At 61.7% G+C, this 13,241-nt stretch carries 7 protein-coding genes; 6 read left to right on the plus strand and 1 reads right to left on the minus strand.

All coding sequences use genetic code 11. The annotated features are described in order from the left end of the window. Positions 1-2: 2 nt before the first annotated feature. From bcsZ to ABLV64_RS20520, 5 genes are all read left to right on the plus strand, one after another. A complete protein-coding gene (bcsZ, locus tag ABLV64_RS20500; RefSeq protein WP_065697474.1) occupies positions 3-1,112 on the plus strand; it encodes a cellulose synthase complex periplasmic endoglucanase BcsZ in 1,110 nt (369 codons plus the stop codon). Next, positions 1,094-4,573 (plus strand): cellulose synthase complex outer membrane protein BcsC, encoded by a 3,480-nt coding sequence (gene bcsC / locus ABLV64_RS20505; protein WP_060656600.1) that lies wholly within the window; start codon positions 1,094-1,096, stop codon positions 4,571-4,573. Before bcsZ ends, bcsC begins: the two co-directional genes overlap by 19 nt. Before the next feature lie 243 nt (positions 4,574-4,816). Next, positions 4,817-6,823: a biofilm formation regulator HmsP gene (gene hmsP / locus ABLV64_RS20510; protein WP_017900004.1), complete on the plus strand. Its 2,007-nt coding sequence runs from the start codon at positions 4,817-4,819 to the stop codon at positions 6,821-6,823. 156 nt (positions 6,824-6,979) lie between these two features. After that, positions 6,980-8,266, plus strand: a complete 1,287-nt coding sequence (locus ABLV64_RS20515; protein ID WP_004204966.1) for a dicarboxylate/amino acid:cation symporter — start codon at positions 6,980-6,982, stop codon at positions 8,264-8,266. A gap of 219 nt (positions 8,267-8,485) precedes the next feature. Continuing rightward, entirely contained in the window at positions 8,486-9,997 is a 1,512-nt protein-coding gene (locus ABLV64_RS20520) for a pitrilysin family protein (RefSeq protein ID WP_004204964.1), read from the plus strand. A gap of 54 nt (positions 9,998-10,051) precedes the next feature. Here ABLV64_RS20520 and ABLV64_RS20525 read toward each other — a convergent pair whose 3' ends face one another. Continuing rightward, entirely contained in the window at positions 10,052-10,981 is a 930-nt protein-coding gene (locus tag ABLV64_RS20525; protein WP_032456707.1) for a sugar kinase, read from the minus strand. Between the two features lie 194 nt (positions 10,982-11,175). On the opposite strand from ABLV64_RS20525, the gene ABLV64_RS20530 reads away from it, so the two are divergent. Continuing rightward, positions 11,176-13,227: an AsmA family protein gene (locus tag ABLV64_RS20530; RefSeq protein WP_032456706.1), complete on the plus strand. Its 2,052-nt coding sequence runs from the start codon at positions 11,176-11,178 to the stop codon at positions 13,225-13,227. Positions 13,228-13,241 lie beyond the last annotated feature (14 nt).

Raw genomic sequence — 13,241 nt, forward strand, 5'->3', positions numbered from 1 at the left:
CCATGATGAAAGTACTTTGCGGCGCGGTGCTCTCCGCGCTGGTGCTGGCGGCGGGCCAGGCGAGCGCCGCCTGCCAGTGGCCCGCCTGGGAGCAGTTTAAGCAAGCCTACGTCAGCCCCGAGGGGCGGGTGATCGACCCCAGCGATGCGCGCAAAATTTCCACTTCCGAAGGACAGAGCTATGGCCTGTTCTTTGCCCTGGCGGCCAACGATCGCGCGGGGTTCGACAAGCTGCTGACCTGGACGCAGAACAACCTGGCGGAGGGCGACCTGCGGCAGCATCTGCCGGGCTGGCTGTGGGGGAAAAAGGACGACGAGCAGTGGACGCTGCTGGACAGCAATTCGGCATCCGACTCAGATCTGTGGATAGCCTGGGCGCTGCTGGAGGCGGGGCGCCTGTGGCAGCAGCCGCAGTACACCGAGACCGGGAAAGCGCTGCTGGCGCGGATTGTCGATGAAGAGACGGTGGCGGTGCCGGGCCTTGGCACGATGCTGCTGCCGGGAAAAGTCGGTTTTGCCGATGACAGCGGCTGGCGGTTTAACCCCAGCTATCTTCCACCGCAGCTGGCCACCTATTTTGTGCGTTTTGGCGCGCCGTGGCCTGCCCTGCGCGATACTAACCTGCGTCTGCTGCTGGAGACCGCACCGAAAGGCTTTGCCCCGGACTGGGTGCGCTATGAGAAAGGGAAAGGCTGGCAGCTGAAAACGGAGAAGCCGCCGATCGGCAGCTATGACGCGATTCGCGTCTACCTGTGGGTGGGCATGCTTCATGACGGCGATAAGCAGAAAGCGCGTCTGCTGGCCCGCTTTGCGCCGATGGCGGCGCAGACCGCGGAGCAGGGGGTACCGCCGGAGAAAGTGAATATCGCCACTGGCAAAACCAGCGGCCAGGGGCCGGTGGGCTTTTCCGCGGTGATGCTGCCGTTTTTACAGAACGACGAGGCCCGGTCGGTGCAACGGCAGCGCGTCGCCGATAACTATCCCGGCGCGGATGCCTACTACAGCGCGGTCCTGACGCTGTTTGGCCAGGGTTGGGATCAACACCGTTTTCGTTTCACTGCGGGTGGCGAATTACAACCTGACTGGAACCAGGAATGCGCAAGCTCTCACTAAGTTTACTCACGCTGTCCCTCGGCGTTGCGCTGCTGCCGTTAGCGCAGGCGGCGACGACGCCCGCCCAGGAACATCTGCTGGAGCAGGTGCGCCTCGGCGAGGCCAGCAATCGTGAAGACCTGGTGCGCCAGTCGCTGTACCGTCTGGAGCTGATTGACCCCAACAACCCGGACCTGATTGCCGCGCGGATGCGCTATCTGCTGCGCCAGGGGGATGCCGCCGGGGCGCAAAAAGAGCTGGAGCGACTGACGAAGCTGGCGCCGGACTCCCCGGAGCTGAAGGCGTCGCGCAATGAGATGAAAAGCAACACCGGCGAGGGTCGTCAGGCGCTGCAGCAGGCGCGACTGCTGGGCGTGGCCGGGAAGGTCGATGAAGCCATCGCCGCCTACGAAAAGCTGTTCGGCGGCGTGCCGGATGATGTTGATGCCGCGATTGAATACTGGACGCTGGTGGCGCGCCTGCCGGCCCGTCATAGCGAAGGCGTCAGCCAGCTGAAAAAACTGAACGCCAGCGCGCCGGGCAACGTCAGCCTGCTCACGGCGCTGGCGAAGCAGATGTTTGCCGATAACAAACCGCAGGAAGGGTTCGCCTATCTGGCGGAAATGGCCCGCTCGGCCTCAGGACGCGGTATCGCCGCCGATATGTGGTACAGCGAGGTGAAAAGCATGCCGGTGAGCAAGGCCAGCGTGCAGGCGTTGCAGCAATTCCTGCTGCAGTTTCCTACCGGCTCGGTGGCGGCGAACGCCCGCGTCCTGCTCGACCAGCAGCAGGCGCAGCTGCAGGATCCGACGTTCCGCGCCCGCTCGGAAGGGCTGGCGGCGGTCAAATCCGGAAATACCTCGCAGGCGGTGGCGGATCTGCAGAAAGCCGTTCAGGCCGACAGCCGCGACAGCGATGCGGTGGGCGCCCTCGGCCAGGCCTATTCCCAGCGCGGCGACCGCGCGCGGGCGGTGGCCCAGCTCAATAAAGCGATTGCCATGGATCCCGACAGCCCGAATCGCGGCAAATGGGACAGCCTGCTGCAAACCAACCGCTACTGGCTGCTGATCAAGCAGGGGGATAACGCCCTGAAGGCCGGTCAGCTTGCGCAGGCGCAGAATTATTATGCCCAGGCGCAGCGGGTCGATCGGACCGACAGCTATGCCGTGCTGGGGCTGGGCGACGTCGCGGCGGCGCGCAAAGAGTCGGCGGCGGCGGAGCGCTATTATCAGCAGGCGTTGCGCCTGGATCGCGGCAATAACCTGGCGGTGCGCGGCCTGGCCAACCTCTATCGCGCCGAATCGCCCGAGAAAGCCAGCGCCTGGATCGCCGGCCTTCCTGCTGCCCAGCGGCGCAGTATTGATGATATCGAGCGCAGCCTGACCAACGACCGGCTGGAGAAACAGGCGCAGGCCCTGGAGAGCCAGGGCAACTGGGCGCAGGCGGCGGAAGTCCAGCGTCGGCGCCTGGCGCTCGATCCGGACAGCGTGTGGATCACCTATCGTCTGGCGCGGGATCTGGTCAGCGCCGGCGAACGCCAGCAAGCCGATGCGCTGATGCGGGCGATGGTCAACCGCCAGCCGCAGGATGCTGAACGGATATACGCCTCGGGGCTGTACCTGTCGGGGAACGACCAGGACGATCTGGCGCTGGCGCAAATCGCCACCCTGCCGCGCAGCGCGTGGACGGATAACATCCGTGAACTGGAGGCGCGTCTGCAAAGCGACCGGGTGCTGCGCCAGGCGAACCAATTGCGCGACAGCGGCGAGGAAGCGCAGGCGATCGCCCTCATCAAACAGCAGCCGGCCTCGGTACGCTATAACCTGACGCTGGCCGACTGGGCGCAGCAGCGCGGCGACAACCAGACGGCGATTGCCGACTATCAGCGGGTGCTGCGTCAGGAAGCCGACAACGGCGATGCGCGCCTCGGCCTTGCGGAAGTCTACCTGGCCGAGGGGGATAAACCGGCCGCCCGGGCGCAGGTCATGCAGCTGAAAGGCGCAGAGGCCGAATCCATGAATATGCAGCGGCGGGTCGCCCTGGCGCGAGCTGGCCTTGGCGATACCGCTGACGCCCAACGGATTTTTAACCAGATTGTGCCGCAGGCGAAGGCGCAGCCGCCCTCGATGGAGAGCGCGCTGGTGCTGCGCGATGCCGCGCGCTTTGCCACCCGGAACGGGGAGCCGCAGCAGGCGCTGACCCACTACCGGGAGGCGATGGTGGCTTCCGGCATCACCCCCGCGCAGCCGCAGGATAACGATACCTTTACCCGGCTGACGCGCAACGACAGCCGGGATGACTGGCTGAAGCGCGGGATCCGCAGCGATGCCGCCGATCTTTATCGCCAGCAGGATCTGAACGTCACCCTGGAACATGACTTCTGGGGATCCAGCGGCACCGGCGGCTATTCCGATCTGAAGGCGCATACCACCATGCTGCAGGTGGATGCCCCGCTAGCGGATGGCCGGATGTTCTTCCGCACCGACCTGGTCAATATGGATGCCGGCAGCTTTTCCACCCACAGTGACGGGAGCTACTCGCCCAGTTGGGGCACCTGTGGGGAGATCGCCTGCACCAGCGGCAGTAAAAATCAGACCGACAGCGGGGCCAGCGTGGCGGTCGGCTGGCAGAACGACACCTGGAGCGGGGATATCGGCACCACGCCGATGGGCTTCAATGTCGTCGATGTGGTCGGCGGCCTGAGCTACAGCAGCGACGTCGGGCCAGTGGGGTACACGGTCAACGTCCACCGGCGGCCCATCTCCAGCTCGCTGCTCTCCTTCGGCGGGCAGAAAGACAGCAACAGCCATACCGGCACCACCTGGGGCGGTGTCCGCGCCGACGGCGGCGGTGTGAGCCTCAGCTATGACCGGGGCGAAGCGCACGGGATCTGGTCCTCGCTGGGGGCCGACTCGTTGACCGGTAAAAACGTGGCGGATAACTGGCGCGTGCGCTGGATGACCGGCTACTACTACAAGGTGATTAACGAGAATAATCGTCGCGTCACCGTCGGTCTCAACAATATGATCTGGCACTACGACAAAGATCTCAGCGGCTACACCCTCGGCCAGGGCGGCTATTACAGCCCGCAGGAGTACCTCTCTTTCGCCGTGCCGGTGACCTGGCGTCAGCGCACGGAGAACTGGTCCTGGGAACTCGGCGGGTCGGTGTCATGGTCCCATTCGCGTACCCAAACGCAGGCCCGCTATCCGCTGCTGAACCTGATCCCGTCCGACTACCGGCAGCGCGCCAGCGAACTGACGGAGCAGGGCAGCAGCAGCCAGGGATTCGGTTACACCGCCAGAGCGCTGGTGGAGCGGCGGGTGACCAGCAACTGGTTCGTTGGCGCCGCGGTCGATATTCAGCAGGCGAAGGATTATACCCCAAGCCATGCGCTGCTTTACGTCCGCTACTCGGCGGCAGGCTGGCAGGGGGATCTGGATATGCCGCCCCAGCCGCTGGTGCCTTACGCCGACTGGTAGCAGAATAGGCTGAATTACGTCACAGAGCGCCACTCCACGGCGCGCTTCGCGTATACTCGTGAGGCGTTGCCCACCGTCGGCCGCCGGGGAGGTCTCTCCGGCGTCTGCGTCACCGCGTGGAAATATCCCGTCACTTCATCCCTCGCGGGCGTGGGCGAAGGATTTGAGTATATAATCAGCCTGAAACGACCGGGATTGAAGGATTGATACCGGGTATGCATTCAGTATCAGTGGAGAACACCGTTGCGCGTCAGCCGTTCACTTACAATCAAACAGATGGCGATGGTCGCGAGCGTGTCCATGGCCTTTGTATTGGTTTTTTGCACTATTTTGCTGTTTCACTTTGTGCAACAGAGTCGCTTTACCACGGCCACGCAGTTAGAAAGTATCGCGCGATCCGTTCGCGAACCGCTGTCGGCGGCTATTCTGAAAGCCGATATTCCGGAAGCGGAAGCTATTTTAAGCCGTATCCAGCCTGCTGGCATCGTCAGCCGGGCGGATGTGGTCTTGCCCAACCAGTTCCAGGCGTTACGGATGCGGTTTATCCCCGAGCGGTCGGTGCCGGTGACCATCACCCGGCTGTTTGAGCTGCCGGTGCAGATTTCGCTGCCCATTTATTCGCTGGAGCGGCCGGCCAACCCGCAGCCGCTGGCCTATCTGGTGCTGCAGGCCGATTCCTATCGCATGTATAAATTCGTCATGAGCGCCCTTGCCACGTTAGTGACTGCTTACTTACTTCTGGTGCTGATGTTGACGGTGGCGCTCACCTGGTGCATCAACCGGCTGATGGTTCGCCCTCTGCGGCGTATCGCCCGCGAGCTGAACGATCTCTCCCAGCAGGAGCGTCTTGGGCATCAGCTGACCCTCCCGCGCCTGCACCATGACGACGAGATCGGCATGCTGGTGCGCAGCTATAACCGCAACCAGCAGAGCCTGGTGCGCCAGCATGATGAGCTGTCCATCCAGTCGACCCGCTTCCCGGTCTCCGAGCTGCCGAATAAAGCCTTTTTGCTGGCGATGCTGGAGCAGACGGTGGCCCGCCCGCAGAGCGCCGCGCTGATCGTCGTCGCCTGTGAAACCCTGCAGGACGCCGCCGGCGTGCTCAAGGAGAGCCAGCGCGAAATGCTGCTCCTGACGCTGGTGGAGAAGCTGCGCGCCGCGATCCCGCCGCAGATGGTGCTGGCTCAGGTGAGCGGCTATGACTTCGCCATTCTCGCCGATGGCCTCGCCGAATCCTGGCAGGCGGTGACGTTAAGTAAGCAAGTGCTCACTATTATTAATGAACGTTTGCCGCTGCATGGTCTGCAGCTGCGACCCTACGCCAGCGTCGGGATCGCTATGTTCCACCCCGGCCTCAGCGCCGAACAGTTTTACCGGCGCGCGGTGTCAGCCGCCGTCACCGCAAGACGCAAAGGTAAAAACCAGATTGAGTTCTTCGATCCCGAGCAGATGGAAAAGGCTCAGCGTCGCTTGATGGAAGAGCACGATATAATGACCGCCCTCGACAACCAGCAGTTCGCTATCTGGCTGCAGCCGCAGGTGGCCTGCGCCAGCGGCGAGATCTGCGGCGCCGAGGTGCTGCTGCGTCAGCGGCAGGCGGATGGCAGCTGGTCGCTACCGCCGGCGCTGATTGAACGCATTGAGTCCTGCGGGCTGATTATCCCGGTCGGCTACTGGGTGATGGAAGAGGCCTGCCGCCAGCTGGCTGCCTGGCAAAGCCAGGGGATTATGCTGCCGCTGTCGGTCAATGTTTCGCTGCTTCAGCTGCTGGAGCACGATCGCGGCGAGGAGATGCTGAAGCTGATCGCCCGCTACCGCATCGCGCCGGGGACCTTAATCCTCGAGGTGACGGAGAGCTGCCGGATGGACGATCCGCAGGACGTGATGGCGCGGTTGCGGCCTCTGCGCGAGGCCGGGGTACGTATTGCGCTGGATGATTTTGGCATGGGTTACGCCGGGTTGCACCAGCTGCAGCAGATGAAGGCCCTGCCGGTTGATATCCTGAAAATCGATAAGGTATTCATCGATATGCTGCCGGAGGATGTCAGCATGGTGCCGGCGATGATCCAGCTCGCGCGCGGCCTGTCGCTACGTATCGTGGCGGAAGGGGTGGAGAACGAGGCCCAGTACCGCTGGTTGCAAGCCGCCGGCGTCGAGGTGCTCCAGGGCCATCTGTTCGGTTGCGCTTTACCGCAGGAGGCGTTCAGCGCGCGCTATCTCTCCCCGGTCCGGGAGGATGCAAATTTGTAAATGTTTTGTTGACTTGTGCGAGTCAGCTCAAAGATTTTAACAATTGCGTTGCACTTTCGGCGTTAGTTATTTCTGAAATGTTTCCAGGGTGTTATTTTTAAGCCACAGACGTCAAATATCCCTTCTTGCTCTGTGGTTATTCCCAAAGGACACCCTATGAAAACCTCTATCTTTAAAAGCCTCTATGTCCAGGTTCTGACGGCCATAGCGATCGGTATTCTGCTGGGCCATTTTTACCCGGAACTGGGCGCGCAAATGAAACCCTTCGGCGACGCCTTCGTTAAGCTGATTAAAATGGTGATTGCTCCGGTTATCTTCTGTACCGTCGTGACGGGGATCGCCGGGATGGAGAGCATGAAAGCCGTTGGCCGTACCGGGGCGGTAGCGCTACTCTATTTCGAAGTGGTCAGCACCATCGCGCTGATTATCGGTCTGATTATCGTCAACGTGGTGCAGCCGGGGGCCGGGATGAACGTCGACCCGTCGACGCTCGATGCGAAAGCGGTGGCGGTGTACGCTGAGCAGGCGAAAGACCAGGGGGTGGTGGCCTTTTTACTGGATGTGATCCCGGGCAGCGTCATTGGCGCCTTCGCCAGCGGCAACATCCTGCAGGTTCTGCTGTTCGCCGTTCTGTTTGGCTTTGCCCTGCATCGTCTGGGCAGCAAGGGCCAGCTGATTTTCAACGTCATTGAAAGCTTCTCGCAGGTCATCTTCGGCATCATCAATATGATCATGCGCCTGGCGCCGATCGGCGCCTTCGGGGCCATGGCCTTCACCATCGGTAAATATGGCGTCGGCACCCTGGTGCAGCTGGGGCAGCTGATCATCTGCTTCTATATCACCTGTATCCTGTTCGTGGTGCTGGTGCTGGGGAGCATCGCCCGGGCCACCGGCTTCAGCATCTTTAAATTTATCCGCTATATCCGTGAAGAGCTGCTGATCGTGCTGGGGACCTCCTCATCCGAATCGGCGCTGCCGCGCATGCTCGACAAGATGGAGAAGCTCGGCTGTCGTAAGTCGGTGGTGGGCCTGGTGATCCCGACCGGCTATTCGTTTAACCTCGACGGCACCTCTATCTATCTGACGATGGCGGCGGTGTTTATCGCCCAGGCGACCAACAGCCATATGGATATTTTCCATCAAATCACCCTGCTGGTGGTGCTGCTGCTCTCCTCGAAAGGGGCGGCGGGAGTGACCGGCAGCGGCTTCATCGTGCTGGCGGCGACCATCTCGGCGGTTGGGCATTTACCGGTCGCTGGCCTGGCGCTGATCCTCGGTATTGACCGCTTTATGTCCGAAGCCCGCGCTTTGACTAACCTGGTCGGTAACGGCGTCGCCACGGTGGTGGTGGCAAAATGGGTGAAAGAACTCGATGCCAAACAGATGGATGATGTGCTGAATAACCGTGTTCCCGCGAACAAAACGCACGAATTATCCTCTTAAATCCTCCTCTTAGGCCCGTACTCCCTTGCTGGAGTACGGGCTCCTGCGCATAATTAGAGGTCATTTCCGCCCGGCGGGAATGACACGAAATGATTATTTTACGTTGTCATGCGACATTTTCGTCTCCGTGTGGTCTAACCGACGTATTTCACTCTCACTTTTTTCGGCAGCCCGTCAGTGGGATGCTGTTGTAACCAGGAATGTTCATCAGGGGTTCACATGCAGGGCACAACAATTAAACTCTTAACGGGCGGTTTGCTGATGGTAGCGGCGGCCGGTTATGTGCAGGCAGAAGCGCTCCAGCCTGATCCGGCCTGGCAACAAGGGACCTTAGCGAATGGGTTGTCGTGGCAGGTGCTGGCCACGCCGCAGCGTCCCAGCGACCGTATCGAAGTCCGTCTGTCCGTGAATATTGGCTCGCTGAGCGAAAGCACTCAGCAGAGCGGTTTCAGCCGTTTTATTCCCCGTCTGGCGTTGACGCAAAGCGGCAGCCTGCCGACGATGCAGGCGCGCTCGCTGTGGCAGCAGAGTATTGACCCGAAGCGTCCTCTGCCGCCGGCCATCGTCTCCTACGATTACACGATGTTTAATCTCAGCCTGCCGAATAACCGCAACGATCTGCTGAAAGAGGCGCTGAGCTGGCTGGCGGACGCCAGCGGTAAACTGACCATTACGCCTGAATCGATCAATCACGCGCTGCAGGGCAGCGACATGGTGGCGACCTGGCCGCTGGATACCAAAGAGGGCTGGTGGCGCTATCGCCTGAAGGGCTCCACCATGCTGGGCCACGATCCCGCCGCGCCGCTGAAGCAGCCGATCGACGTGGCGCAGCTGAAAGACTTTTATCAAAAATGGTACACCCCTGACGCCATGACGCTGATCGTGGTGGGTAACGTCGACAGCCGCAGCGTCGCTGAGCAAATCAGCAAGACCTTTGGCGATCTGAAGGGGAAGCGGGAAACGCCGGCGGCGGTGCCGACCTTATCGCCGCTGCCCACCGTGCCGGTCAGCATCATGACCAGCGCCGTGCGCCAGGACAAACTGTCCATCATGTGGGACGCCCCCTGGCAGCCGATCCGCGATTCCGCAGCGCTGCAGCGCTACTGGCGCGACGACCTCGCCCGCGAAGCGCTGTTCTGGCACGTGCAGCAGAGCCTGAGCAAAAATAACGTCAAGGATATTGGGCTTGGTTTCGACTGCCGGGTGCTCTATCAGCGCGCGCAGTGCGCCATCAATATCGAATCGCCGGGCGAGCGCCTGAATAACAATCTGAGCGTGGTTTCGCGCGAATTGGCGAAAGTGCGCGACAACGGCCTGCCGCAGGAGGAGTTTGACGCGCTTATCGCCCAGAAAAGCCTCGAGCTGCAGAAGCTGTTTGCCACCTATGCGCGCACCGATACCGACATTCTGATGAGCCAGCGCATGCGCTCCCTGCAAAATCAGGTGGTGGATATCGCGCCGGAGCAGTACCAGAAGCTGCGTCAGGAGTTCCTCAACTCCCTGACGGTGGACATGCTGAACCAGTACCTGCGTCAGCAACTCTCTCAGGATATGGCGCTGGTGTTACAGCAGCCGAAAGGCGAACCGGAATACAACATGAAGGAGCTGCAGGCCACGTGGGAAAAACTGATGGCGCCGAGTCCGGCGAGTCCGGCGGCCGCAGCGACCAGCGGCAGCGCCGATACGGTTGACGCCCACAGCGAGGCCAGCGACATCCCGTCGGGGCAGTAACCTGACGCCTCTCCGGCGCGCCAGCGGCGGCCGGAGAGCGCTTACAGGTGAGGATTATTGCGGCATCGCTTCCCGCGGGATGATCGCCCCGCGATACTGGATCACCGTGCTGGCGGTCAGATGTCCGCGTCTGGCGGCGGATTCAGCATCGCCGCCGGTCAGGCGAACGGCCAGATAGCCGGCGCTGAAGGAGTCGCCGGCGGCGGTGGTATCCACCACCTTCTCTTTGGCCAGCTTGACGGCCGGCACTTCCCGCAGCGGTTGCCCGCTAACCGAGACCAGGCAGGCATCCGCTCCGCGCTTCACCACCACCTCTTCCACGCCGGCGGCGTGGGTGCGGGCGATCACCTCGGCGACCGGTTTTTCCCCCCACAGCGCGTCTTCATCGTCGAGGGTCAGAAACGCGATATCGGTGCAGGCGAGCATCTCCTGATAAACCTGCTGCGTCTCCGCCTGGCTGGCCCACAGGCGCGGGCGATAGTTGTTGTCGAAGATCACCTTGCCGCCGTTGGCGCGGCACTCACGCAGCAGCGTGAACAACGTTGCACGACTGACCGGGCTGAGAATGGCGAGGCTGATACCGCTCAGATAGAGATAGTCGAAAGTGGCCAGCTCTTCGCAAATCGCCGCTGCGCGATCGCTCTCCAGCCAGAATTTTGCCGCCGCCTCGTTGCGCCAGTAGTAGAAGGTGCGCTCGCCGGCGTCATCGGTTTCAATGTAATACAGCCCCGGCAGGCGGTCGGCCATCCGCTGGATAAGATTGATGTTGACGTTTTCCTGCTGCCAGCTGTCGAGCATCTGCTGGCTGAACGCATCGGTTCCCAGCGCGGTGACGTAGTGGACGCTCAGCGCGCTGGCATCTGTCTGCCGCGCGATATAGACCGAAGTGTTTAAGGTATCGCCGCCAAAGCCGCGGTTAACGGCCCCGTTCTTCTCTGACAGCTCAATCATGCATTCGCCAATGACGGCAATTTTTTTAGACATAGCCAGAACCTGCAATGGAATCGATATAAGCGCTAGTGTGCGCTGCGCTGTTTTGCTGGTCAATCATATTAAAACATCGTTCCATTATTTTTTTGACCTGACGCGCGTAATGTGACGAAAAGCGCATTTCCAGGAGAAACGCCGCTTTTTGACTATATTCAGGACTGACGTGATGCAAAAGGAGCGGAGTAGGGATGAGCAGAACCCGTAAAACGTTGGTAATCATCACAGGAACGATACTGTTGCTGATCGTTCTCTTCTTTATCGTGCTGGCCACCTTTGACTGGAACCGGCTGAAGCCGACGATCAATCAGAAAGTGTCTGCCGAGCTGAACCGCCCGTTCGCCATCCGCGGCGATCTCGGCGTGGTCTGGGAGCGTCAGCCAGAGGAGCGCGGCTGGCGCAGCTGGATCCCGTGGCCCCATGTGCACGCGGAGGATATCGTGCTGGGCAATCCGCCGGCCATTCCCCAGGTGACCATGATCCACCTGCCGCGGGTGGAGGCGACCCTCGCCCCGCTGGCGCTGCTGAGCAAAACGGTGTATCTGCCGTGGATCAAGCTGGAACGGCCCGACGTGCGGCTGATCCGCCTGGCGGAAGACAACAATAACTGGACCTTTCAGCTGGCTGGCGATCGGCGTGCCGCGGGGGACAGCGCCCCCTCCAGCTGGTCTTTCCGCCTCGATAATATTCTTTTCGACCGCGGGACTATCGCTATCGATGACAAGATCACCCGCAGCGATATCACCATCCTCGTCGATCCTCTCGGCAAACCGCTGCCGTTCAGCGAAGTCACCGGCACGCAGGATCGGCAGAGCGCGGCGAAACCAGGCGACTACGTCTTTGGTCTTTCGCTGAAGGGCCGCTACAAGGGGCAGCCGGTCACCGGCAACGGTAAAATCGGCGGCATGCTGGCCCTGCGCAGCGCAAGCACGCCTTTCCCGCTGCAGGGCGACTTCCGCTCCGGCAATACGCGGGTGGCGTTTAGCGGCACGGTCAGCGACCCGCTCAACGTCGGTGGCATTGACCTGCGGCTGAAATTCGCCGGCGATTCGCTGCGCGACCTCTACGACCTGACCGGCGTGCTGCTGCCGGAGACGCCGTCGTTCTCCACCGACGGCCACTTGCGCGCCGACTTTAAGCAGAAAAACCGCATGCGCTTTGACTATCAGGATTTTAACGGCCGGATCGGCGATAGCGACATTCATGGCTCCCTGACCTATACCACTGGCAAACCGCGACCGAAGCTCAGCGGCGACATGGAGTCGAAGCAGCTGCGGCTGGCGGATCTCGGGCCGTTAATCGGCGTCGACTCCGGCAAAAGGACGAAGAAAAGCGCAGCGCGCCAGGCGGGCGACCGACCGCAGCCGGCGGGTAAAGTGTTGCCGGCGGACCGCTTTGAAACCGATAAATGGCAGGTGATGGATGCCGATGTGCGCTTTAAGGGCCGGAGAATTGAGCACGGCGGCACGCTGCCGATCAGCGATCTGGCGACCCACGTGATCCTGGAGGATGGCGACCTGCGCCTGCAGCCGGTGCGTTTTGGCCTGGCCAACGGGTCGATTGCCGGCAGCGTGCACCTGCAGGGCGATAAAAAGCCGCTGCAGGGTGAGGCTAATCTGCAGGCGCGGCGCCTGAAGCTGAAGGCGCTGATGCCGAACGTCGAGATGATGCAGAAAACCCTCGGCGAGATGAATGGCGACGTTCAGCTGCGCGGCAGCGGCAACTCGGTGGCGGCCCTGCTCGGCAACAGCAACGGCAACCTGAAGCTGCTGATGAACGACGGCCTGATCAGTCGCAACCTGATGGAAATTCTCGGCCTTAACGTTGGCAACTACCTGATCGGCCAGATTTTTGGCGATGAGGAGGTTCGGGTGAACTGCGCGGCGGCCAATATCGACGTGACCAACGGCGTCGCCCGGCCGCAGATTTTTGCCTTCGATACGGAAAACGCGCTGATCAATGTGACCGGGACCGCCAGCTTCGCCTCCGAGCAGCTGGACCTGACCATCGATCCGGAAAGCAAAGGCTTCCGGGTGATCACCCTGCGTTCCCCGCTGTATGTTCGCGGCACCTTTAAATCGCCGCAGGCGGGGGTGAAGGCCGGGCCGCTGATTGTCCGCGGCGCGGTAGCGGCGGCGCTGGCCACCCTGGTGACCCCGGCTGCCGCGCTGCTGGCGCTGGTTTCTCCGGCGGAGGGCGATAGCAACCAGTGCCGGACCATTTTGTCGCAGATGAAAAAGTAGGAGAGCGCCCTGAC

This window comes from Klebsiella sp. JB_Kp031 (assembly GCF_040064295.1).
Classification (GTDB): Bacteria; Pseudomonadota; Gammaproteobacteria; order Enterobacterales; family Enterobacteriaceae; genus Klebsiella; species Klebsiella quasipneumoniae.

Excerpts from the sequence above, each read along its gene's own strand:
- bcsZ (WP_065697474.1), top strand. The coding sequence starts at position 3 with ATGATGAAAGTACTTTGCGGCGCGGTGCTCTCCGCGCTGGTGCTGGCG.
- ABLV64_RS20515 (WP_004204966.1), top strand. The coding sequence starts at position 6,980 with ATGAAAACCTCTATCTTTAAAAGCCTCTATGTCCAGGTTCTGACGGCC.
- ABLV64_RS20530 (WP_032456706.1), top strand. The coding sequence starts at position 11,176 with ATGAGCAGAACCCGTAAAACGTTGGTAATCATCACAGGAACGATACTG.
- bcsC (WP_060656600.1), top strand. The coding sequence starts at position 1,094 with ATGCGCAAGCTCTCACTAAGTTTACTCACGCTGTCCCTCGGCGTTGCG.
- ABLV64_RS20520 (WP_004204964.1), top strand. The coding sequence starts at position 8,486 with ATGCAGGGCACAACAATTAAACTCTTAACGGGCGGTTTGCTGATGGTA.
- ABLV64_RS20525 (WP_032456707.1), bottom strand. The coding sequence starts at position 10,981 with ATGTCTAAAAAAATTGCCGTCATTGGCGAATGCATGATTGAGCTGTCA.